Genomic DNA, 22,192 nt, shown 5'->3' on the forward strand with positions numbered 1-22,192 from the left:
ATAAACTATTTTATTTTTATCCTTAATAACTACTATTTAAATATTGAGACACTAAATTTCTGTATGTATGACTTTTTTTATTAACTGTTCCGTACCACAAATAGTCTTGATAAAGGTTTTCTTCTTCTGGTGTTGCTGTTTCATTAATAACTTTAGTTTCAAGAAAACCAATTAAGTTACTAAACATATACTGTTTTTTCATTTAATCACCTCCATAAGTAATATTATTTTTATTCTAAATAAAACTAATAAAAATCCCTGTGTTTAGCAGGTGACTTGATTATATATTTTATTTTTATTCTTGTAAACATTAATTTCAAAAATTTTTAATTTCGAGATGTATTATCGAAACTAATAGGCGAAATAAGCGTATTAAGTTTATTAATAAAAAGGGGAAGAAGATTATGAAAAATAGAAAGAAATACTACATGATTATGTTGCCGTCACTAGTCTTAGCTATTTTAATATCTTACATGCTTCCAACTGAGCAAAAGTATTGGGGGCTGTCTGTCATCATAATTGGATGGGTGGTTTACTACTTTATTAAGCAAACAAATAAGAAAAAGGGGTAATTAAATGTTCTCACTGGAAGACTATATCAAAACAGTTAAGCAAAATCTCGGCCAACACACAGCTTTATTAACAAGGGAAATCAAAAAAACAATCAACTACAATTTTTATATTGATATTGATTTAGTGGACTACATGGCCTTTATTGATCCAACAAGATTTGAGATATCAATAAGAATGTTTTCAATGGATAAAGAGGCAAGTGAAGTGTTTTATGAAGGAGAAGACAAAACAATTTTTTCAGGGAGCACTCAAGTTATACCTGATATTAAATATTTTCAACTATCTAGGGAGAATAAAAAGGAATTTGATGAGTTTTATGAAAACAACGATATTGAAATAGAAAGGGAAGAACATAAAGCATTCACAGAGTGGTTTTATGAGTGTTGGAAAGCAGCTCAAGGTCATAAAATGAACTTGCCTTCATACTTTGTTATTCATGATCATTATAAATCATTGGATTTACGGGCAAATAAATGGATATCAGATGATGAAAAGTGGGAATAGACACAAGAAAAGGTGGTGATCGAATTAAGATCACCTTTTTTATTTTGGATTTGGTTTGCATATCGTAATGTTATTTGCACGAAAAACATGCTTATCGTAAAAATTTATAAAGGGCTAAAAAAGACAGTAAACATAAGGATATTTGATACTTTAATTAGTGAATAGGGGGCAAACGATCGTAAAACGTAAGTGAGAGTAGGGGAAAGAAGTCGTTTTAAGGAGAAATTGATGAAAAAGGAGAAATTTGAAGAGTGAAAAACATTGATAATATAGATTTTTACGATAGCGATTACGATGTGAAAAAGGACGATTTAATGTGGAATTGGGAAAATGTAAATTTGGATAGGGTGTGGAAATGGAAGTGCTATGGGCACATTTGTTCCTCTTATTTTACCATTAGATGTAAATATACCCCCAGATACTGGCAGTGAAAACCCCATATAATATACCTTATGTAGGGAATTCCTTAATCCTGTTTATTAAACATAGCGATAACATAATTCCAGTCCAAACACAAGAATAAATTTTAAAAAAATAAATTGATTGCAATTTAAAAATGAATAACCGTTCATTAAAGATAATCGTATTTATAACGAATCTGAGGGAATCGAAGACATATTTATTTTATACTTATACTCATCACTATACATAACCATACCTTATATAATCATATATCCTTCGCTTATCACTCTTCACACATGCTAAACTCATATACACAACACTCATAATTCAAATTCCACCTAATCACACTCACACGCTCTCAGAATCAATATAACGCCTTTCTAATCCATCCTATATTCATCCCAATATCATTGCTATCCCAACAGCTAAATAAGCACACAGACCAATTTAATCATCATTACAATCACCAACAAAATATAATTAATTAGAATAAAAATAAAATGACTATATCGGTTAATTATGTTATAATAGAGTCATAGGAAAGGAGGTGTACATAGTGCTTGAGAAAGTGGGTATCTTAGTTGCTTTCCTCATATCTTTAACGGTTCTAACAATCAACTGTCTAACAATAGTTGAGAAGATAAGAAACCTAAAGAATGGGACAAGCAAAAAGAAAAAGCGTAAACGCAAGCGGCTCCGACCAAAGAGACAACGCCAACGTATACGCCGATGAGAGCTAAGCTAAAGGGGAATGAACTTCTCCTTTAGTTCCTACCCATATTATAACATGATCAAGCACATTGTAAACATGAAACGATACTCACTATGGTTTGCTCACATTACATTCATTGGCTTATTCTTAATGTTTCAACTCATCAAAGATTACTTCAGCAGCGAAGCACAAACACTAATCAACACAATATTCGTAGTCACATGTATCATTGCCATACTGTTATGGATCATCTTATTTGTATTTGCTAAACTGAGTAACAAGTCACGCTAATCACACAGGCCTCATGGTATAATTAAATCATTGAGGTGAGATGAGTGGAGAAAAAATTCCTGGATGCTATTCGGCAGCTTGCTAAGGAATTAGAAATGCTCAAGAAAGATATTGACTCCATCAAGAGAACAACTGACAGAATTGATTCAGACCTTTTAGAGTACAGAGAAGAGATAAGCAAAGTTAAACACCATGAACCTTGAACACACCAGTTAAATATCAAACTGTAAATAAGGAGCGGTAAACATTTATCGTTCCTTTATTTTAATTAAATGAAAAGGAGATGCTGAATGAATATAGTTAAAGTAGTTGATTCCATAATGGGATCTGGTAAGACATCAGCAGCTATTAACTACATGAACAACGCTAACCCAGAAGATAACTTTATATTTGTCACACCTTATCTTAATGAGGTTGAGCGGATAAAGAAAAGCGTAACCAACAGACAAATGTATGAACCTAAAGTAAGAACAAAAGGGGTTAAGACTCAATATAAATTTGAATCACTTCATGAACTCTTATCACAGAATAAAAACATTGTTGCAACTCATAACTTATTTAAGAATGCAAACGATGAAACAAAAGAGCTGATCCTTTCAGGTAACTACACTTTAATATTAGACGAGGTTATGGAAGTAGTTGAGCAGCTACAAGTGAAGACACATGATCTTACAACACTATTTGATTCTAATCTTATCTATGTTGAAGATGGATTTGTTAAATGGAACGAAGATAAAAGGGATTATGAGACACGTTACAATGACATTAGAGATATGGCATTGAACAATAATCTTGTGTATTTTAAAGACAGTATATTGATTTGGAACTTTCCAGCTGAGGTATTCAAATTGTTTAAAGAGGTTTACATATTAACTTACATGTTTGATGCTCAGATACAAAGGTATTATTATGATGTAAATAATATTGCTTATGAAAAATATGTCTCATCCTATGTAGATGGAGAATACCGGTTTACTCAATACAATAAAGACTTTGAGAACAACGTTAAGGAAATGATCCGTAATAAGATTAAAATTTATGAAGGGAACTTGAATGCTGTAGGCCAGTTAGATTATTCATTATCATCAACCTGGTACAAAGATAAGTCACCTTATACAATCAAGAAGGTAAAGAACAATGTATTCAATTACTTTAACAACATTGTTAAGTCATCAAGTGATGAAGCAATGTGGACGACCTATTCAGAACATAAGAATAAAATAAAAGGTAATGGATATACAAAAGGTTTTGTTTCCTGCAATGCACGTGCTACAAATGAATTTAAACATAAGAAACATTTAGCTTATACAATAAACAGATACGTTAATACAATCCTTTATAGTTACTTTAAGAATAAATATAATATTGCAATTGATCAGGATTTATTTGCTTTATCTGAATTAGTACAGTGGATATGGAGATCAGGTATAAGAGATGGTAAAGAAATAACATTATTCATTCCATCTTTAAGGATGAGGAAGCTACTTTTAGAATGGTTAAATAAATAGGTTAATAGAACAAACCTCTTAAACTTTGAAAAAAAGTCAGTCATATCAAGGGTTTCAGAGCCTAAGTCTTTAGGGAAAGGGTATAAAAATAAATTTTAAAAAAGGGAGAACATTTTAAGTACATACGTCCGTAAAGAAGGGCGCTTTACGTCCGGTTTTGTTCAGCAAGCTGAACGAAAACTTATATAAATTTATTAGAATAAAAATAAAATAACCTTTGATAATTTATAATGATCATGTTATACTTAAAGCAAGTTAAGGGAATAAGAAATTATTACATAAAATAAGAATAAAAATAAAATTACTATGATGAATGGAGAGGTTGAAAATGACAGTTGTTTTAAGAATTAATGAAGAGTTAAACGGAATTGAGCTTTATTTTGAAAGCAAACCAGAACAAGAGGTGTTAACTCATCTTAAATCAAACGGTTTTCGATACTCTGGATTCAAAAAATGCTGGTGGAACAAACGCACAGAAAAGTCTATGCAAGTAGCTAATAGCGTAACAAAACAAAAAATTACATCTTCTAAAACAATCACTAAAATCAAAAAGAAATCTAAGGTTGAAAATATTGATTTGTGGGATGCAACACATTGGCATGAGTTCGAAGTTAATAAGGAACAAGAAGTTAAAGAAATGGCAAAGGAAATTAGAAAGCATGTAAAACAACGTTTCCCACAATGTAAATTCTCTGTCACAACTGGAGGAAGCTATTTATATAGCACTATTAACATTACAATCAAGTCCAGCCCTTATGAAAAAGGTTCAGTTTATTTGACTGCAATCTATGATTATTGTAACAGTCTTTTAAACAATTATCGCCATTGCTACAGCCCAGCTGATCCATATACTGATTATGCTGGCAGTTACAATTTCTATGGTCATGTTTCATTAGATTGGGAATACAAAGAGACAGAACAGACAGAAGAAATTAAAGAAGATATGAAATTGTTTGATTCAAAGCTTGAAGAATTTGAAGAAGCCGAGAAAGCAAGAAAAGAAAAAGAACTTCAGGAATACCTAAAAGAACAAGAAATCAAAAATGCTGAATATAAGAGACAACAACAACAAGAAGAAAAGAAACTAATTGAAAATATTTATAGCAGCATTGTAGTAAAACAATTGAACGAAGAACAACAGTATTTTGTTATTGATTCACAGTTCGCAAACTTAAATAAGAATTGCACACATAATCAGTATAAAGATGAGGTTATTAAAGGTGATTTTACTCTTGAAAATGTAAAAATAACAAAGGAAGTGCATTTCAATACCGAAGAAGCTCTAAACAACTTTTCTAACATGCTGCTAAATGAATTTGATTTCTTAGCTAAAACAGGTGGGAGCTTTACGGAAGACAATAGAATCAATTCAATGATTGACTATTACAATATGGACGATCTAGAAAAGAGAACGGTTCAATGGAATTTGTACGGTGTAGGTGTGTACTACAATGGCGAATTACAATTTATTGTAGATGCTCAAGGCTACTCTTATGCAAGATATGTCGGTTTAGTGGATAATGCAAAAATTGAAAAGTCGATTTCTCATAAGCAAGCGTTAAATGAAGGAGAAGTACAGGAGTTAAAATATCAAGCAGATAAGTTAGAAGACATTTCAACTTCGGTCATTGAAGAATTGAATATGTTTGAGACTTGGAAAAAGGAAGATTGGGACAAATATAAAGCATCATTTAAAGAGAAGTTAAAATTAAAAAAATTCAAGTTGAATAAAAATATTATCCAGCAAGTAGAAATTGAAGAATTGAAAATTTCTTTATACAGAATTCTCCAGGAAGTTGACAGTATTCAAGAGCAATTCAAAAATGCTGAACTTGAAAAAGGTGAAAAATATACTCTATTCTACATATCTGATATTGGGTCTTTGATTACCGAAAGAGTAACATATGATAGTTATCAGCCAATGAAATATGCTCAATATGATAATGCAATCAAGTTGACATACAAACCCGAAAATAAAAGAAATTTATATTATCGTCACTTCTATTCAGATTTATTGATGTTCAAAGGGTGGCACTCACTACCCGACATAGTATTGAATAATGTTGAGGTTAGACCAGAGGGAATGAAAATAATTCATAGTAAGTACCACTCTTGTGACAAAAGACAATTTGATGAGGTTTTAGACTACTTAAACGAAAAAAGCTTCAAACCTTTAATCAATACTTATAAGCCTAGTCTATAAAGAGGGGATGGGTAAACATCTCATTCCCTCACAAAAGGGGAAATTAAAATGTTTAAAGATAATCCGGATTTTTATCCAACACCAACGCAATTAATTAGAAAAATGACATCAAAAATAGAATGGAAGCATATTAATTCTGTTCTAGAGCCGTCAGCAGGTAAAGGAAACTTAGTAGAAGCTATTCACAATCAATTCAAATACACTAAGAACTATAGACGGAATTCGAAATATGACGTGGATACAATTGAGCAAGATGAAAACTTACAGCACATACTTAAAGGCAAAGATTACAGAGTGATAGCAGACGATTTTTTGACCTTTAACACTTATAAGAAGTACGATTTGATTTTTATGAATCCACCTTTTAGCAGCGGTGTTAAACACTTATTAAAGGCGATTGAATTAATTGAGAAGCAACAAAGATCTGGCCAAATTGTTTGCGTACTAAATGCCGAAACATTAAAAAATCCGTATTCAAATGACAGGAAATTTCTGATTCGTAAGCTAGAGGAAATAAATGCAGAAGTTGAATACATTCAAAACGCTTTTTCGAACTCAGAGCGAAGCACAGAAGTTGAAACGGCACTAATATACATAAGCATTGAAAAACAAGAATATAGCAGCGTCCTAATAGAAGAATTAAAAAAAGATGAGTCTCATAGAATTAATGAGGATTATAAAGCAACACAGCTAGTGAATGCAGACTTTATAAAAGGGATAGTAGAACAATTCAATTATGAAATCAAAGCGGGTTTAAAATTAATCAATGAATACAACAGTTTAAAACCCTTAATGCTGCATAGCTTCAATGATGACAGTACTCCAATATTGAAGCTGCAAATTGATAAGAATAAAGAAGAAAATGATATAGAGAATGCATATATAAAACAAATCAGGGCGAAGTATTGGAACACGTTATTTAATAATGATCAATTTATGGGGCTCTTTACAAGTAATCTGAAGCAAAAATATTTGCAGCATGTTGAGGAATTAAAAGACTATGACTTTTCTTTATTCAATATCTATACATTAAGGATTCAGATGAGCAAAGAGATGACACAGGGGGTAGAAGATACAATACTTGATCTTTTTGAAGAATTTAGCCACAAGCATTACTATGATGAATCATCAAAAAATGTGCACTTATATAATGGGTGGAAAACAAATAAGTCGTACAAGATTAACAAAAAAGTGATTATTCCATTGAACGGTTATAGTTGGTTAGACGGTCGCTTTTATCCAACAGACTATAAGGTCTTAGAAAAGTTGAAAGATATCGAAAAAGTTTTCAATTATCTTGACAATGGTTTGACAGAAGACATAAATATTGATGAAACTTTAAAATTAGCTGAGCATTATGGGGAGACGAAAAAAATAGAGTTAAAGTACTTCTATGTAACTTTCTATAAAAAAGGGACGTGTCACATCGAGTTTAAAGATGAGGAGATACTTAAGAAGTTTAATATTTTTGGCAGCCAAAAGAAAAACTGGCTTCCTCCATCATATGGGAAGGTTAAGTATCAAGATATGACTACAGAAGAAAAAGATGTGATAAATGATTTTGAGGGCGAGCAATCATACAGTGAAACGGTAAATAACATATCATATTACATCATTGATACATCAAAGCTTCTCATGCTTACATCATAACATTCCTAAATTTAAATAAAATGCATATTTTAAACAGAATGGAGAGGTTGAAAATGAAAGAAGTTAGCCACAACGAATGGATGAATACAGTTAAGAAGTTGAATGAAGAGCAACCAAGCGTTATTGATCTGGTTAATCAGCAAATTGAATCATATGAGAATGATAAAGAGGGCAGGGATGAATAATATAGTCTGGCAGTTGCCTGTCATCCAAAGCGATCTAACAGATCATGATTGGATTCATCCAAAAGCAAAATACCACGCTTTTATTGGTAACAAGTCTGTTTGTGGAAAGTATGATCAAATTACAGACTGTTTCGAAACAGGCGAAGAATCTGAGTTGATGGCAAATAAGGATTGGGCTTGCAAAGTGTGTTTGAAGAAGTTGGGGATTTCTTAAATTAACAGAAAGGAGGAAAACTAGAATATTAATTTATGTCTTATTCCGATTAAAAACACCAATAAGAAAGGAAGATTATTGATGGGGGAAAATAAACTATTTAGTGAAGAAACCGTAAATGTTGATAATTGCCAATGCGTATATTGTGGTCATGTATTTAGTGGTCGTGACGCTTGCAACAATAATATGGACGTACTTATTGTTACGTGTCCAGAATGCGAAAAGGATATGGATGTTTATCTATCTATAGAGTATATATGTAGACCGTTAGAGGATTAAAAACATAGTTCGTATATCGAGTCTGGTAAAATATTCATCTTATTTTAAACAGAATGGAGAGAAATAACGATGGAAGAAATAATGTTAGATATAAGATTGGATAATCCAGTAGGCAATCTTGAAGAAGCAATGCGGCAAATGGGATTTAAACCAAAAGGAGAGTTTAAATATGACCATCCACACTCAGGACATAAATGGTGTGAGCGTATTAGGACAGAACTTTATGAAAAAGACAATCAGTTATTCTATTTTGCTAATGTTATTGAATGGGATGAGGGCTTGATATCGGTTGTCAGAATAGGCAAAGTCGAAAACAAAGCAGATAAAAACCCTGAGATAATAACTAAATAAAACAACAATTTTATTGATCGTAATGTTATTCATAGAAAAATATTAAAGTCCACAATTCCATCGAAAAGCAGACTTTAGACTTTGAAAATTATGTTAAATATGTAAAATATGGTTTAAATTTCGTGGGGGATGTGTTACATTTTAATTGCATCAACAAACTCTAAAAGAACAGTGAGGTGAATAAAATGCTATATATTTTTTTGTGCAAAGATTGAATCCCAGAACCAATATACAACAGCCGAAACTCCTGTATACATATATAGTTCGTGTCTTGTTATTATTGGTGGATAAACTGGTGAGAGACTAATATAAAAGACTACTAAATTTGCAATGAAAGACAAGAGTAAATAGTAAAGTAAATAAATAATTGAAAATTTTCTTGGTTTTTTATTAAGCTTGTATTGTAAAGGAAACGCAAAAATCAAAAGAGGGATAAAAAAATAAAAAGCAAATACCACGATTAAAAATACTGCAGAATAAAGTCCTACAAAAAAGTATTGTATTATTCCTAAAGTTAAACTCGATATCAAGATAGTCCATAAAGATCTAACAGTTTTTTTCATAATATCCCTTCCCTGTAAAAAGATTTTATAGCCTATATTTTAACTGAAGGTGGAGGATGAAACTTGAGAAAAATTATTCATTTTTTTATTTTCACATTTGTATTAACTTTTAGTATATTCCTAACAAAACATGTAAATGCTGCAGAATCATCGGTAATGATTAAAACCGAAGAAAAAACTGTTACCATAAATATAAAGGAACAGGGAGACAGGTACAAAGTGTTCAAAGAAGATAACTTAGTCTATGAAGGATCTTCCAATCAAATTCAAGACCAATTAACAGATGATTTCCAAAAATATAAAATAGGGATTTATGAAGACAACAAAATTAAAAAGGTATTAAAAATAACAATAGATAATCCAATAAAAGAGCAAAGAAATACACAATAAACAAGGTCGAAAAAAATATTGTAGCTACAGCCATGGAGCAGGCAATTAATAGCTCTACTTTAGAGAGTACAACAAGCGATAAATCTGTAATTTTAAGCTGGCCAAAACTACCCAGTGAAAACGGTAAATACGAGATTTTTAAAAATGACGAAAAAATAGGAGAAACTGCAAACTTAACTTATACCGATGAGGAAATATCCATAGGGGAAGAATATAAGTATACAATAAAAACTCAAATATCACTTCCACAAAAGGAAGCCCAAAAAGTCAGTAAAAGGATAGCTGAAAATCAGATTAAACTAACCACTGAAGAAAAAAATGAGATATTTAACGTCAACGGAGAGATATCAACTTTTATCAAGGTTCCAGAAAACACTGAGGAAGAGTTATACAAGTCGGAAAAATTAATAAATACAGAAGACCAAGACCAAGCAAATAAATTTTCAACCAAATCACTTCCGAGAGATAATGCGTACGCTTTTGTTTATAGAACCTTTATTCCTTACAAAAGTGTTAACGATCCTTTAAGAGGTAAATATTTGAAAGGTGATAATCGATCTTTCGCTACTGACTCAAGTAAGTTTAGAACAGAAGTAATTGAGAATGTACAATTTTCAGGTCCAACCAGTGCCACTCAATGGAAGAAGATAGGTAAATCTCATAGATGTGAAGATGCAGATTGTAAAAAGATAATCGAGTCTGCCACAGCTAGTAGTAAAAGGATCCAACATAGTGTCAATATACTAAAGAGTGATAGGATACAATGGACTGTAAGACATGCAGCCGCAGTTCCATTTAATGCACCTTACCCTGACATAGACTATCAATACTATGCTGATCTAAAGAAATATACAGTTACACTCTCGGGTACACATGATGGTGCACCAAATCATGAATTTTATGTATTTAACATGGGAGGAAGTAGCAGATTTATTCACAGTCACTCAGTTAAAAGTAAAGCAGACTTTTGGAAATTACTTGGGGCAGGAATGGGTAACTTTTGGAAGGTAACAATATAATCTTTTAAGAATAAGCAGTTTCCTTTGAAATTAAGGGTCAGGCAGTATAGCTTGACCCTTAATATGAATAAGATGATAACTATAAAATATCATAATGGGTAAGTAAAGAAGGTGAGAGCACTGATTAAATCAAATTTAAAGCGCATATTAGACGAAAGGAAGATCAGTATTAGGCAGCTATCTAGAGATATTGATCATGAATATCCAACTGTCAGAAAGCTATACAGGGATGAAATGGAACGGTATCCAAGAGAGCTTTTAGATAAAGTCTGTACATATCTAAACATCGAGCTGCAGGAATTGTTGATATTCCAAAAAGACAATAACCATATCGATCACTCAGGATAAAAATGGTATACTAAAGTTATAAGGTTAGGAAAGAATTACAAGTTTTCTAGGTCTACATAAAATCGTACTTTCATAGAGAATAGGAGAAGTTATAATGCAAAATACAGTAAAAGTAACCTTCAATGTTAACGGAATAGAAATCAAAACAAATGCGGGTGTACCACAAATGCCAAATGGTATTAATGCTGACAATATGATTGTTTTGCATGCAAAAAGCAATTTGAAGAAAAACCTAGGCATTGATATTTTTGAGGTTATGAATGCAGAGCATTACGAAGATATAGAACATCTCGTGACCATTGACAAATCAGGCTATACTCAGGGTATCTAAAAAATCCATCTTAAGGGGAGAGCTCGATGATATATGTTTATCTTTTTTTATGTATTCTGTTGTTAAATTTTGTTTATAACTATGCTAAATTTAAACAATGTGAAAAGTTCATCTCATGGTATGAAAAATGGCTCTTAGATCCAGAATTTAATGTAAATTTATTAGAATACAAATCAAATATAATATCTCTAGTAGAGAGAGCCGGTTTTGGGGATGTATTGATTCCATATTCAGAAGAAGCTGGTTACGGTCGAATTAGAACAGGTCAGGTAAGTCCAATGAAACAGTTTCCAAGTAGGAGACAAGATATTGCAACAGGAATTCTAATTCAATTGTCTTCATCTAAAGGGACATATAGAAAGCGGATGTTAAATTCAGTTAACCCTCTTTCATGGTTAGAAATATTAATTTACTTACCAAGTTTTTTATTGAACTATTTAGGTATTAAAAAAAACAGTGTGCTTCCAAAATTATTTAATATTATATGGTGGATACTTGGTGTAGTGTTAATCCCAATGTTTATTTCAACTTATACTCCTGAGATAAGCAACTTCATTTGAAATATATTTAAATAAAACTACGATTTTAAAGGGAAATGTGAAACAAGCGGAGGTGCTGATTTGAGCCTCAATCAAAAAGCGTTAAACAGTTATGGTTATACTCTAGCGTTTTCAAGTTTGTCATTTGGTCTAATCTTTGGTCTGTATCTGTTTGTTTACTCTGGTTTTATGGCAATAGCATTAGTCACAATTGCCATCATTGCATTTTACGCTTTAATCACTTACTTGGTGTTTGCCGTCCCTTTGCAAGTGTTGCTAAGAAGAAGGGTCAGAAAGTTTAATTTTCTTAATCTTATTATTTACATCGTAATAGCTTTTGTAGCTGCGTTAACGTTCTTTGTTGTGACTAATCCAACAAGTGCTCTTGCTGTGCTAAAAAGCTTAAATTATTACATTATGAGCATTGTTGCAGCTTTCATTTATTGGTTCTGGGATTCTATATTCTTACGGAATTGAGAGCATAAAGAATCAAGATAAAAGAAGTGTTTTATTTAAATGGACTTAGGTTTCTTTTTGAATGCTTATTTTTACATAGGATAATATTTTATAACAAAGTGAACTTATCCTGTACTATCTTATAGCTTGATCATACATCTTAAGGGGGATGTCAAATGTCAGAGAAGTTAAGTAAAAAAACAGTCATCATCGGAGCGGTTGTTACCATATTGGTTATTTCAGTATCGTATGCAGCTGGCTCTTCAAATGCTTCAACTGAGTTAGGGACTGAAAAGGTAAAATATGATGACATGGTTAAGGAAATTTCAGAAAAGAAAAAAGAGTTGGATCAATTAGATGAAAAAGTAGCTGATGCTTCATCTAAACTGGATGAAAAATCAAAAGAATATGAAGAAGCTAAAGAGACAATTGCCAAAAGAGACACAGCTAAAAATGAACAAGAGCAAATACAAAAAGATATAGCTGATAAGAAAGATGAATTAAAACAAATTAAAAGTGATATCGAAGATAATAATAGCGAGCTTTCGTCCGTTCAAGGGAAAGTTAAGGAAGCTAAAGGGTCTCCTAAAGTCTTAAGCGCTGGGAAATTCACTGTTGGAGAAGACCTACCAGCCGGAAGATACAAAGCTGAATCTACTGGTGAATTTGGAAACTTCTTTGTTTATAGTTCATATGGAGAGTTAGAAGTTAATACGTTATTAGGCAACGGCGGAGAAAGTCAATACATTTTTGAGTGTGAAGATGGGGCGAAAATTGAGATTTCAACTTCAGTTAGATTCACTCCTTTAGATTAAGAATAAGTAGATAGAGAAGAGCAGTTATATGCTCTTCTTCATTCCACATCGCCGGCATTCACGTAAGAATATTCCACTCTTCACAGAGCTTTTGAACAAAGTGTAATCGCAATTGTCGCAGCGTCCGTATTTTATATCAGGATACTCTTTGTAATCATAAACGATTGAAGTATCATACCCATTTGTTTCAAACTTCTCTTCCATAAGATCACCTACATAATTTATTCAACATATTCAAGAATAGCAAATTTCGTTCGATATAGGGAGGGAAACAATGATTGGATTAGCTTATTGTTTGATTATCTGGCTTGGAGTTGGATTATTAACAGGAATTAAGTTTATTTTTGTTGACCAGGACTATGATGAAGAGTTTAAAGAGATCATGAATCAAGAAACGTCAGTTGGAATTGAAAGAGATTTTGCCAATCTGTTCTTCAAAAATAAGCTTAATGTAATTGCTTTTTTCATGTTAATTGGTTTGCTGTCATTAGCAATGAGGATTACAAAATTATTTAAAAGAGGTTGATTTATGCCTTTGATTGATTATTTTTATGTACTGCAGTTTGATAACAAGGAATACTTCAAATCATTTAAGTTAGATGAGGACGGTTATTTGACATCTAGCGACCTACACGGAGCTTCTAAGTTGCATAATATGTTAGAAGTCATTGAGGTAGCAAGTGAGCTCAAAACGAAGTGTAATGTGCAATGTGAGGTAAGGGAAATTCAAGTCGTAAAGCGTTAGGAGTGTTCAGGTGTATTGGATAGAGTGGATTGAGGATGGGAAAAAGAAAAGCATTGTTGCAGAAGGTTGGATTGAATGGGCTGCTCTTCTTGAAGACTTGTATCAGAAACGGTTTGAATATGTTGAATGGAAGTTGCTTTGAAAAGGGGTGAAATGACATTAAAAAACTAGTTTTATTGTCCAGTTTTTTAGGGATTATGCTATCAATTATAGGGCAATTATTTGGAGTCCTAACAGATTTCTTTATTCCAGGTATTGCACGTCTTATGGGGGTTTTAGCTGGCCTCCTAGTATTACTTTGCTTTAAGTCAAGAAACACCAGAATTGCAGACATTTATTGTGAGCTCAAGTACTGCATTAGGAATAATAGGTGCAGGAGTTTTGTACCTTCCAGCAGCTATTGTCAATATCTTAATTGGGTTCAAACTAAACAAAAAGTTAAAAGAAGAAAACAACAAAAAGCAGATCTTAATAGACTGCTTTTTGTTTAGTGTGACCATGGAAAATTGTAGTATAATAGTAATAAAATAATCATTTTATATGGAGGAATTATTTTGAATGATAGAGATATGGCAATTGATAATGTGATGAAATTTTTAGAAGATGATACGCAAAAAGTACTTCTTTTAAGAGGGTATGATAATGATGCTAAGGTAAAGGTAGCCCTTTCTTGTTTAAATGAAGTTTTTAATAAAGGAATTATAAGAACTAGCAATAAAATGAACAGTGTGGCAGGATCGATCAATAATGCTTTTGGAGAGGAGATATTACCCAGTCCTATAAAATCGACAACTGCTTATAGGATGGGCAGAATGACTGTCAAAATCAATAGTTATGAAGGACGCACAAAATCAAACCCAAGCGGAAATGAAACCACCTTCACATTATATTATCCTGTTCAAAGAGCTTTGGATGATTCGAAGAGATATAAAAATTTGTTGAATGAAATTAAAAAAACTTATTCAAGAAAAATTATTTTGATTACTACAAATGAATGGAGCATACAAAATTGGGATATTGAAAATAACGTTGATGAAGTGTTCTTTTATAACGTTGAAAATGATAATCCCGAGCTAATGAGTAATTTAAAAAATAACGGCGCCATAAAATAATTAATTGAATTAGTCATCAAAACTACAGTTACTTGGCTTTACCTTGGAAGAGGTCGAGTAAGTTGGATAAGAAAAGGGATGGAATACAAAGAAAATATAGGGAACAGATGAGTGAGAAGAAAGAACGGGAAAATGAAGATGGAAGTTCACATACTTTTGAGATTGCTGTTGTACTAGCCATCATAATTTTGATGTTTTTCTTTAATTCAGTATTTAATATGAAAATATATGCTGTAGTTAGAGGTGCAAAGATAGATGAAACAGAAAAGAACATTTATAGTTATTTTTATTACATTTTTAATATTATTGGGTTTTCTATTTTATTTTATTAGTAGTCTTGGATTAGGACTTTCATCTCCACAGTACTCGGGAATAAGTGCGATCTCCACTAGCATTGCTGCAATTGGGGGGCTTTTACTGCTGTTGGTAACATACCTTGGATATAATGAATCAAGATTACAGAGGTTAGCTCAGGAAGAACCCGCAGTTTCAGTTAGATTAATTCCACATCATAAAAATATTAATTTTTATTATTGGGTTATTAAAAACACTGGCAATAGTCCAGCATATGATATAAATATAAAAATTATACCTGATATAGAGTATAAGGGAACAACTATAAACAAATTAAACATTTTTAATAGGCTACCAATTTTAGAAAAGGGTGAAGAAATATCCTTTTTTTATAATTCCGTTGTTAATTATTTAGAATCTGATAACCCCAAATTGGTTAAAGCATATATCACATATTTTACTGCTCCTAAGGAATCAAAGGGGGCGAGAAAAATAACCAGAGACTTTGACATTGATTTTGAAGAACGATTGGGTTTGTTATATTTAGGAAAAAAAGATATGAATGATTTAGTTAAAGAAATTGAAGAATTAAAACAAGCTCTGATTCTTAATGCGATGAGGAATAAAAAATGATTAAAGAAATTTTAAAAAACAAGGTTAATAAGCCAATAATTCTTCATGATTGCACTTTTTTCAATAACCTAATGCACTCATCCATTGAAGAGGCAGGTTTTTTTGAACAGACAAGATTTGCTAAAGTCAATAAGATTGGGAGTAATTATAATGAAGATTTGATTCCTCTGCCTAATGTCAGTAAAGGGTACATGATATTTAATCTTAACAATCTTTTTCATATGTTAGATTTTGATCCGGATGCCCCAGAATACTATTCAATAATAGGCTATAACGGAAACAGAAAGTACTTCATTAATGATTTGCATTTTTATAATATGAATCATAATTTCAAAATGAATGAAATGTCATTTGCAGAGTTTCACTTTAATGAGGTTAAACTATTAAAGTAAATTGTTTTAAAAGGAAGGGTCTCGAATGAATGAGTTCTCTCATTTTAAGTTGAAAATTGATGCTAAACCAACTATGTTTCATGGAAAGACAGTAAGAAGCAATTTAACTCAATCTCTGTGGCTAAAGAAGATAAGAACGCAGATTCTTATAGAAAATAACTATTCATGTGTTATATGCAAACACCATCCAAATGAAGAAATTATAAAGAATTACATGTGCATGAAATAGAAGAATACGATTTTGATAATGGTGTTGTAAAGTTAATTGGCCTGGATTTAATTTGTGCAAACTGTCATGCACTCCAGCATTTTAAAAGGTCGCAATTAGTTTTATCAGCAGAGCAGTTGGATAGACTGATAATCCATTTTATTAAAGTGAACGATTGTTCAATTGAGGAATATAAGCGGTACAGAAAGAAACTTCAAAGGTCTATAATTGAACAAAACATTGACAGAATAATGTTCCAACAGAAAAGTACCAGAACAAAAATTGATCATATTAGATTTGCTATTTTGGGAGATATCCCTTTCAAAGACTTAGTGATTGAAAGACTGAAGCAAAAAGATGTCTATTATGAGTACAGTTAGAAAACCTGAGACAAGGGCACTTTACAAGCTGAAGCCCTTGTCTAGTTAAAATAGGAATTTCATTGATTTAACAACAAATAAAGAATAAAAATAAAATATATACTTGAAATTCTGACAACTATGAGGTATATTATAAACAAGGGAAGTGATAAGTGAATAAAGGGGGGAGACAAGTTGAAATTAAAGAAGATGATTAAAAACGAATGCGAAAAAGATAATCAGCTTGCAGCTCGACTTGCTAAATTGGCCGGTTATGAAAAAGTAAATGGTTTCTATAAGTTTGTGAACACCCCAGAAAAAGAAATGGATAACATCGAAGGTATAATAAACATCGTAAAAAGCTTGTTTCCTGATAATGAAAAACAGCTATTAAGTGAGTACTTCTTAGAATTAGATCCTAACAAAAAATGTGCAAGACACTCAGTTGAATATTCGGATTTAAATCAATGGGATGAGCTTACTGACCAGCTTATTAATAATCTTTACGAATCATCTAATTCAATAAGCCGTGAATGGGGTCAGATTTACTCTATACATAGAAGATTAAATAAAAGTGAAATTACGTTAAATGATGCTATAAGAGAAACAGGTAAATTCAGAATAAAAACCCCTGAAATGTTTTTATTTTCAAACATACTAATTATGTACGAATATCTGAAAATTGGTGAATTCGGTTTAATGAAAAGCACTTCGCAATTTTTAGATATAGAAGAGTTACCTGATGGATTTATTAAAGAATGTTATTATGGCCGAATTGAACTTTTAAAAGCCAATATATCCTTGAATGACTACGAATTAGAAGAGACCAGGATTCATTGCCAAAAAGTTATTGAAAGTACAAATAACAATAGATTAATTGTATTTGGTTATTTGACATATGGAAACACATTTATATTTGAAGATTATGAAGAAGCTAAATTATGTTATGAAAAGGGGATGGAATACGCAAAAGAAAATCCTCATCACGTCTACAAATTAGAGCTAGCTCTTTGCTTTCTTAATAATGTTTGGGCAAAAGATAATAAATGGATTGATTTTCAGTCAAACGAGATACCGGATATGATTGAGGTTGCCTATTATTTAGTCAACATGAAGGAACTAGAGAAAGCAGCATCAATTATAGAAAAAATCGAGAAATTGAATGTTTTGGATGATGACTTAGGATTTCTAAATCATGTTAAAGGTCTACTGTATGATGATGTCTCCTTCTTTCATGAAAGCATAAAGAAGTTCAAAAAATCCGGCGATAAACTTTGTTTAAATTTGCCTCTTATTGAACTTAAAAAACGTGGATATACAGATGAAATATTGAATTTAATTTCACTCTAAATGTTGACATCCTTGAAAGGAGGTGAGAAAATGAAGAAAATTTACTTCGGTCTTGTTATTTTACTTGCATTAGCTGTTGGTTTCGTAAGTGGTCAACAATCTGTTGAAACTGCAAGTGGAGATGTTACAGTAGCCTCTGCTAGTCGTGGGGCGTAAAAAACAAATATAATACATAATACTGTCTTAGACGTTTGATCCATTGGATCAGGCGTCTTTTCTAATTTTAAGGGAAAGTTCCAGGAATTCTAAAACTGAAAAATGAGAACATGGGGGAATTAGAATGAAAAAACAATTATTACAAACATTTTCTTATGAAGAAATGGCAAAAGGCTATGAAGAAATGGCTGCAATCAATTCAACAATAGCACAAGAGGATAATCACCTTGAGAATGAAGCGGAAATGGCTAGATCACGACATAAAACCTTGGCTTCCTAAACAGAATGAAACTAAATAAAATAGACATTTTAAACACATCGAGCACATGTGTTTATTTGTCTAGAATAAAAATAAAATTAATTATTGCATAAACTGTTGGTAACGGATATAATGAAGATACATAAGATAACGTTGTTGGGAGATGGGACGATGGAAGAATCAAATAAAAACGAAGAGTATAAGGTTACTTCATTAAGACAGTATCAATACATAAAACAACTTAAGAGCTTTACTCGTGTTAATCTTCATATGGAAGATCCAGATGTGTTTACACCTAATAATGTTACTACAATGAGAAGAAATCATAAAGAGCATATGCTTATTAAGGATCAAAATAACACAATTAAATGCATATAAGGAGAATAAAAATAAAATGACTAACAATAAATATTATACCGAGGAAAATAAAAAGAAAGTCTGGAAAAAGCATATGATTGTTTTGAAATTCTTAGAGCAACCAGGAATATCAGAAGCATATCTTAATTACTTGCAGGAAGAAATTCATAATGATGAATGGATAGGGTTTGAAAATGAATTTTTTGAGGAACTGACTGGCAAACCTGTTATAAATGTAAGCGACAAAATTCAGGCGACAAAACAATATTCAGCTGTTCATTGAGAAACTAATTTTATACTTAAAGTAGGTGCTTTATTGAATATATCTATTTTGATTAAGTTGCTAGACGTTTATGACTTAATGAAGCAAATAGAAATCTGCAATGCAAATATTATGCTGCTAAGAAGCTCTAATCAAGACACTGACTGGTTAAATTTGTGGTATGATTTAGATAATTATTTAATGGATAAAATTAAATGAGGTGGAAACCTTGGAAATGAAAAAACAAACACCATCTGTAAGGGATTACTCCATTTTTAATGACATAAATAGATGGTTTGATGAATTAGATTTGAGAAATAGGGACGACAAATCACTGTACATTGAAAAGTCTAATACTAGAACCACCTATGAAAGACATATTAGAGAATTCTTTAATTATCAAGTTGGTAAGGGTATTGAATATTTAACTGAAGAAGATGTAATAATTAAAAAGAATGATTTACTGGATTATAGGACTTATTTGGCTAAAAATAAAAACAATACAAATGCAACGATTAATAATAAAATTGCAGCACTGAAAAGTTTAATTAAATTCTTGGAGTCAGAACACGACTGTGACTCAAGCGTTTTTAATTTTAGACCATTGCCGACAGAGAAGAATCCAGCTGGTTCATTTGAGGGGATTCCTGAAGCTGAAGAGTTTGCGGAAGCTGCATTTATCCATGAGAGACAAAATAGGTTAATGAAAAAGCTCTTTATTTTATTCAGTGTACGCACAGGCGCAAGAAAGTCAGAAGTCTTACGAGTAAAATGGGAAGACATAACATATTCATCAAAGCACGATTGTTACTTGGTCAATTTCAAGAAGACAAAACAGAAGAAAGCGAGACCAGTAGGTATTTCTAGCTCCTTTTATGAGGAGTTGTTAACACTTAAGAATGAGTATGGTGACCATGAGCTGATCTTTCATAAATTAACTGTAGACTCAATTAATGATATGTGGCACAGAGTTTGTAAAGTGCTAAATATTCCACAGGAAAGAAATCTTAGGCCACACAGTTTACGAAATACAGCCACTAATTTTTCTTACAATGTAAGCGGAGACATTAAAAAGGTGGCAGCATTTTCAGGACATAAAAACATCAATGTGCTAAATGACCATTATCTAAATAAGGAAAGAGATTATTCTCAAGATCCTGGTGTTTTAATTGATCAAGATATAGATATTGATTTCCTGGATTCTGTTACATTAGACCAGTTTAGGCAGTTCTTTTTAGATTGTGACGTTTCCACTCGTAAAAAGCTCAAAAAATTTTTAGAATTAAAATAAAAGTGATATAAATAATCATATAAATGCTTTACTTGTATGTTAATGTAATGATAAATTTAATATGATTATGTGTGAGGTGATACTGTGGTTCAGGATCTGTTGACAACAGATAAGCTTTTAAAGCTTAAAAATAAAATAGAAGAAGTTGCATCTGATATTAAACATGATTCCAGAAAAGTAAGGGAATTAAAAGCAATCATGGGAGCGCAGTATAAAACGCTGCCTGGTTATGTACAAGAAATTTTGAATAACAATGATAATAATATTCAACGCTTAAATGAAAAGGAAGTTTATATTTTCTCTAAAGAACTACACAAACTTACTGGTGTAGCTGCTTTAGACCCTTTGAGTTATTTTCCACCAAGGCTGGCTAAGGAGTTAGAGGGCGGAAGAATTTTTGCCGGTGAAGAGGTTCTAACACTTCCTTATACATTTAAAAACGTAATAAAAATAAATGAAGATAACTATGTGACTTCAATTACTGCGAAAGAATTAAGTGAGCTATATAATAGCTCAATACTACAATACAACTATAATACTCAACGGGAAGGCAGATTCATTAAGGGAAGTTTAATACCTGTGCCAAAGACTAATCCTAAATCAGTTGAAGAGATTAAAGAACTTTTTAAAAAGGGCGACTTAATCGTGTCTATGTTTACATTTAATGCACGGTTTGGCACATCAGATGAGGATGAAGAAATTGAGTACAATCCAAGCGACCTAAGCTTAACTGTTACTAAGGGTACATTAGTTGATGTTCTAGATGGTTACCATAGAATATCTGGAGTTGTTAAAGCTATTACTGAAGCTCCTGAATTAGATCAAACCTTTATTTTAAATATCTTAAATTATACTGAAGAAAAAGCAAAACGTCATTTTGCCCAAATGAATACTATAAATCCTGTTGAGAAATCAAGGATTGAAGAACTTGGTCAAAAACGCTATTCTTCCACTATTGTTGAGCAACTTAAATATAATAGTGAACTCAAAGATAAAATTAGTGTACAAAGTGAAATTGGGATGAGTAGTCCATTCTTGGTTACTTATTATACACTTTCTGAAGCAATTGACGATGCTTTTGAAATCAATTCACGGAGAGACGCTATTCAATTGTCCAAGTATTTAAGGGACTTCTTTGCTGAGCTTTTTTATGCTTTTCCAGATGATTTCCTTGAAGATGATCTTAGCGAGTCAAGAAACAGATCGTACATTAACTATAATGCTGTATTTTATGGATACATTTATTTGGCCAAAAAAATGCAAGAGAATGGCACACCACTAGCTAAACTAGCAACGATACTACAGCAGGTTGATTTTGATAAAGGTAAGACATTCAAGGAGTTAAGCAGCAGAAATTATGAAGAACAATTAAATGCTGCAATGAAGAAAAAACTGAAAAAAGTTTTCTATGATGAAATTGATGTTCGTTAGGCTAAAGGAG

The 22,192-nt window shown here is 31.8% G+C and carries 33 protein-coding genes and 1 pseudogene; 31 read left to right on the top strand and 3 right to left on the bottom strand.

Annotation, left to right across the window (positions count from 1 at the left end):
• Positions 1–22: 22 nt before the first annotated feature.
• Positions 23–202: a hypothetical protein gene (locus tag MOF34_RS15715; RefSeq protein WP_064814709.1), complete on the bottom strand. Its 180-nt coding sequence runs from the start codon at positions 200–202 to the stop codon at positions 23–25.
• 374 nt (positions 203–576) lie between these two features.
• Here MOF34_RS15715 and MOF34_RS15720 point away from each other — a divergent pair, with 374 nt between their 5' ends.
• The 10 genes from MOF34_RS15720 (at position 577) to MOF34_RS15765 (ending at position 8,872) form a co-directional block, all read left to right on the top strand.
• Positions 577–1,077 carry a hypothetical protein gene (locus tag MOF34_RS15720; protein ID WP_268400775.1) on the top strand — a complete coding sequence of 167 codons (501 nt, stop codon included), beginning with the start codon at positions 577–579 and terminating at the stop codon, positions 1,075–1,077.
• Positions 1,078–2,035: 958 nt separating this feature from the next.
• The gene (gene yonT, locus MOF34_RS15725; RefSeq protein WP_268400776.1) at positions 2,036–2,212 is read left to right on the top strand and encodes a type I TA system toxin YonT; all 177 of its coding nucleotides are present in this window, start codon (positions 2,036–2,038) and stop codon (positions 2,210–2,212) included.
• Between the two features lie 18 nt (positions 2,213–2,230).
• Complete coding sequence (locus MOF34_RS15730; RefSeq protein WP_268296457.1) at positions 2,231–2,482, top strand: hypothetical protein; 252 nt, start codon at positions 2,231–2,233, stop codon at positions 2,480–2,482.
• 44 nt (positions 2,483–2,526) lie between these two features.
• On the top strand, positions 2,527–2,685 hold the full coding sequence (locus MOF34_RS15735) for a hypothetical protein (protein ID WP_268296455.1): 159 nt from the start codon (positions 2,527–2,529) through the stop codon (positions 2,683–2,685).
• Positions 2,686–2,772: 87 nt separating this feature from the next.
• Positions 2,773–3,990, top strand: coding sequence for a hypothetical protein (locus MOF34_RS15740; RefSeq protein ID WP_268310842.1), 1,218 nt, complete (start codon positions 2,773–2,775; stop codon positions 3,988–3,990).
• A 328-nt stretch (positions 3,991–4,318) separates the two neighbouring features.
• Positions 4,319–6,193 (top strand): LPD29 domain-containing protein, encoded by a 1,875-nt coding sequence (locus MOF34_RS15745; RefSeq protein WP_268400777.1) that lies wholly within the window; start codon positions 4,319–4,321, stop codon positions 6,191–6,193.
• A 48-nt stretch (positions 6,194–6,241) separates the two neighbouring features.
• Positions 6,242–7,843 (top strand): class I SAM-dependent methyltransferase, encoded by a 1,602-nt coding sequence (locus tag MOF34_RS15750; protein WP_268400778.1) that lies wholly within the window; start codon positions 6,242–6,244, stop codon positions 7,841–7,843.
• Positions 7,844–7,896: 53 nt separating this feature from the next.
• The gene (locus MOF34_RS15755; protein ID WP_268400779.1) at positions 7,897–8,028 is read left to right on the top strand and encodes a hypothetical protein; all 132 of its coding nucleotides are present in this window, start codon (positions 7,897–7,899) and stop codon (positions 8,026–8,028) included.
• Complete coding sequence (locus MOF34_RS15760) at positions 8,021–8,242, top strand: hypothetical protein (protein WP_268400780.1); 222 nt, start codon at positions 8,021–8,023, stop codon at positions 8,240–8,242. The genes MOF34_RS15755 and MOF34_RS15760 overlap by 8 nt, the downstream gene beginning before the upstream one ends.
• A gap of 348 nt (positions 8,243–8,590) precedes the next feature.
• Complete coding sequence (locus tag MOF34_RS15765) at positions 8,591–8,872, top strand: hypothetical protein (protein WP_268400781.1); 282 nt, start codon at positions 8,591–8,593, stop codon at positions 8,870–8,872.
• Between the two features lie 188 nt (positions 8,873–9,060).
• Here MOF34_RS15765 and MOF34_RS15770 read toward each other — a convergent pair whose 3' ends face one another.
• The gene (locus tag MOF34_RS15770) at positions 9,061–9,435 is read right to left on the bottom strand and encodes a UPF0715 family protein (RefSeq protein ID WP_268400782.1); all 375 of its coding nucleotides are present in this window, start codon (positions 9,433–9,435) and stop codon (positions 9,061–9,063) included.
• Positions 9,436–9,498: 63 nt separating this feature from the next.
• On the opposite strand from MOF34_RS15770, the gene MOF34_RS15775 reads away from it, so the two are divergent.
• The 7 genes from MOF34_RS15775 to MOF34_RS15805 all read left to right on the top strand — a co-directional run bounded on the left by MOF34_RS15775 (position 9,499) and on the right by MOF34_RS15805 (position 13,333).
• Positions 9,499–9,825: a hypothetical protein gene (locus MOF34_RS15775; RefSeq protein WP_268400783.1), complete on the top strand. Its 327-nt coding sequence runs from the start codon at positions 9,499–9,501 to the stop codon at positions 9,823–9,825.
• A gap of 32 nt (positions 9,826–9,857) precedes the next feature.
• On the top strand, positions 9,858–10,844 hold the full coding sequence (locus tag MOF34_RS15780) for a DUF3238 domain-containing protein (RefSeq protein ID WP_268400784.1): 987 nt from the start codon (positions 9,858–9,860) through the stop codon (positions 10,842–10,844).
• Between the two features lie 120 nt (positions 10,845–10,964).
• Entirely contained in the window at positions 10,965–11,192 is a 228-nt protein-coding gene (locus tag MOF34_RS15785; RefSeq protein ID WP_268400817.1) for a helix-turn-helix domain-containing protein, read from the top strand.
• Between the two features lie 94 nt (positions 11,193–11,286).
• Positions 11,287–11,523 carry a hypothetical protein gene (locus tag MOF34_RS15790; protein WP_268400785.1) on the top strand — a complete coding sequence of 79 codons (237 nt, stop codon included), beginning with the start codon at positions 11,287–11,289 and terminating at the stop codon, positions 11,521–11,523.
• A gap of 26 nt (positions 11,524–11,549) precedes the next feature.
• The gene (locus tag MOF34_RS15795) at positions 11,550–12,083 is read left to right on the top strand and encodes a hypothetical protein (protein ID WP_268400786.1); all 534 of its coding nucleotides are present in this window, start codon (positions 11,550–11,552) and stop codon (positions 12,081–12,083) included.
• A 60-nt stretch (positions 12,084–12,143) separates the two neighbouring features.
• Positions 12,144–12,539 carry a UPF0715 family protein gene (locus MOF34_RS15800; protein ID WP_268382412.1) on the top strand — a complete coding sequence of 132 codons (396 nt, stop codon included), beginning with the start codon at positions 12,144–12,146 and terminating at the stop codon, positions 12,537–12,539.
• Positions 12,540–12,694: 155 nt separating this feature from the next.
• A complete protein-coding gene (locus MOF34_RS15805; RefSeq protein WP_268400787.1) occupies positions 12,695–13,333 on the top strand; it encodes a hypothetical protein in 639 nt (212 codons plus the stop codon).
• A gap of 24 nt (positions 13,334–13,357) precedes the next feature.
• Here the strand turns inward: MOF34_RS15805 and MOF34_RS15810 are convergent, their stop codons facing one another.
• A complete protein-coding gene (locus tag MOF34_RS15810; protein WP_268400788.1) occupies positions 13,358–13,537 on the bottom strand; it encodes a hypothetical protein in 180 nt (59 codons plus the stop codon).
• A 70-nt stretch (positions 13,538–13,607) separates the two neighbouring features.
• On the opposite strand from MOF34_RS15810, the gene MOF34_RS15815 reads away from it, so the two are divergent.
• From MOF34_RS15815 to MOF34_RS15880, 14 genes and pseudogenes are all read left to right on the top strand, one after another.
• On the top strand, positions 13,608–13,859 hold the full coding sequence (locus MOF34_RS15815; protein WP_268400789.1) for a hypothetical protein: 252 nt from the start codon (positions 13,608–13,610) through the stop codon (positions 13,857–13,859).
• A gap of 3 nt (positions 13,860–13,862) precedes the next feature.
• A complete protein-coding gene (locus MOF34_RS15820) occupies positions 13,863–14,078 on the top strand; it encodes a hypothetical protein (protein ID WP_268400791.1) in 216 nt (71 codons plus the stop codon).
• Positions 14,079–14,088: 10 nt separating this feature from the next.
• Positions 14,089–14,220 carry a hypothetical protein gene (locus MOF34_RS15825; protein ID WP_268400792.1) on the top strand — a complete coding sequence of 44 codons (132 nt, stop codon included), beginning with the start codon at positions 14,089–14,091 and terminating at the stop codon, positions 14,218–14,220.
• 412 nt (positions 14,221–14,632) lie between these two features.
• On the top strand, positions 14,633–15,190 hold the full coding sequence (locus MOF34_RS15830) for a hypothetical protein (protein ID WP_268400793.1): 558 nt from the start codon (positions 14,633–14,635) through the stop codon (positions 15,188–15,190).
• 62 nt (positions 15,191–15,252) lie between these two features.
• Positions 15,253–15,405: pseudogene (locus MOF34_RS15835) on the top strand (hypothetical protein); the annotation flags it as partial.
• Positions 15,406–15,445: 40 nt separating this feature from the next.
• Positions 15,446–16,117 (top strand): hypothetical protein, encoded by a 672-nt coding sequence (locus tag MOF34_RS15840; protein ID WP_268400794.1) that lies wholly within the window; start codon positions 15,446–15,448, stop codon positions 16,115–16,117.
• Positions 16,114–16,509 carry a hypothetical protein gene (locus MOF34_RS15845; RefSeq protein WP_268400795.1) on the top strand — a complete coding sequence of 132 codons (396 nt, stop codon included), beginning with the start codon at positions 16,114–16,116 and terminating at the stop codon, positions 16,507–16,509. The genes MOF34_RS15840 and MOF34_RS15845 overlap by 4 nt, the downstream gene beginning before the upstream one ends.
• 762 nt (positions 16,510–17,271) lie before the next feature.
• Entirely contained in the window at positions 17,272–18,426 is a 1,155-nt protein-coding gene (locus MOF34_RS15850) for an AimR family lysis-lysogeny pheromone receptor (RefSeq protein WP_268397227.1), read from the top strand.
• Positions 18,427–18,456: 30 nt separating this feature from the next.
• The gene (locus MOF34_RS15855; protein WP_139236146.1) at positions 18,457–18,582 is read left to right on the top strand and encodes a lysogeny pheromone AimP family peptide; all 126 of its coding nucleotides are present in this window, start codon (positions 18,457–18,459) and stop codon (positions 18,580–18,582) included.
• Positions 18,583–18,706: 124 nt separating this feature from the next.
• On the top strand, positions 18,707–18,862 hold the full coding sequence (locus MOF34_RS15860; protein WP_162983478.1) for a hypothetical protein: 156 nt from the start codon (positions 18,707–18,709) through the stop codon (positions 18,860–18,862).
• 150 nt (positions 18,863–19,012) lie between these two features.
• Positions 19,013–19,219 (top strand): hypothetical protein, encoded by a 207-nt coding sequence (locus tag MOF34_RS15865; protein WP_041338583.1) that lies wholly within the window; start codon positions 19,013–19,015, stop codon positions 19,217–19,219.
• Between the two features lie 16 nt (positions 19,220–19,235).
• Positions 19,236–19,481 carry a hypothetical protein gene (locus tag MOF34_RS15870; RefSeq protein ID WP_166851851.1) on the top strand — a complete coding sequence of 82 codons (246 nt, stop codon included), beginning with the start codon at positions 19,236–19,238 and terminating at the stop codon, positions 19,479–19,481.
• A 214-nt stretch (positions 19,482–19,695) separates the two neighbouring features.
• Positions 19,696–20,751 (top strand): tyrosine-type recombinase/integrase, encoded by a 1,056-nt coding sequence (locus tag MOF34_RS15875; RefSeq protein WP_268296417.1) that lies wholly within the window; start codon positions 19,696–19,698, stop codon positions 20,749–20,751.
• Positions 20,752–20,835: 84 nt separating this feature from the next.
• Positions 20,836–22,182 carry a DNA sulfur modification protein DndB gene (locus tag MOF34_RS15880; protein WP_166851857.1) on the top strand — a complete coding sequence of 449 codons (1,347 nt, stop codon included), beginning with the start codon at positions 20,836–20,838 and terminating at the stop codon, positions 22,180–22,182.
• Positions 22,183–22,192: the final 10 nt, after the last annotated feature.

Source organism: Bacillus sp. T17B1 (genome assembly GCF_026796395.1).
Lineage (GTDB): Bacteria > Bacillota > Bacilli > Bacillales > Bacillaceae > Bacillus > Bacillus spizizenii_A.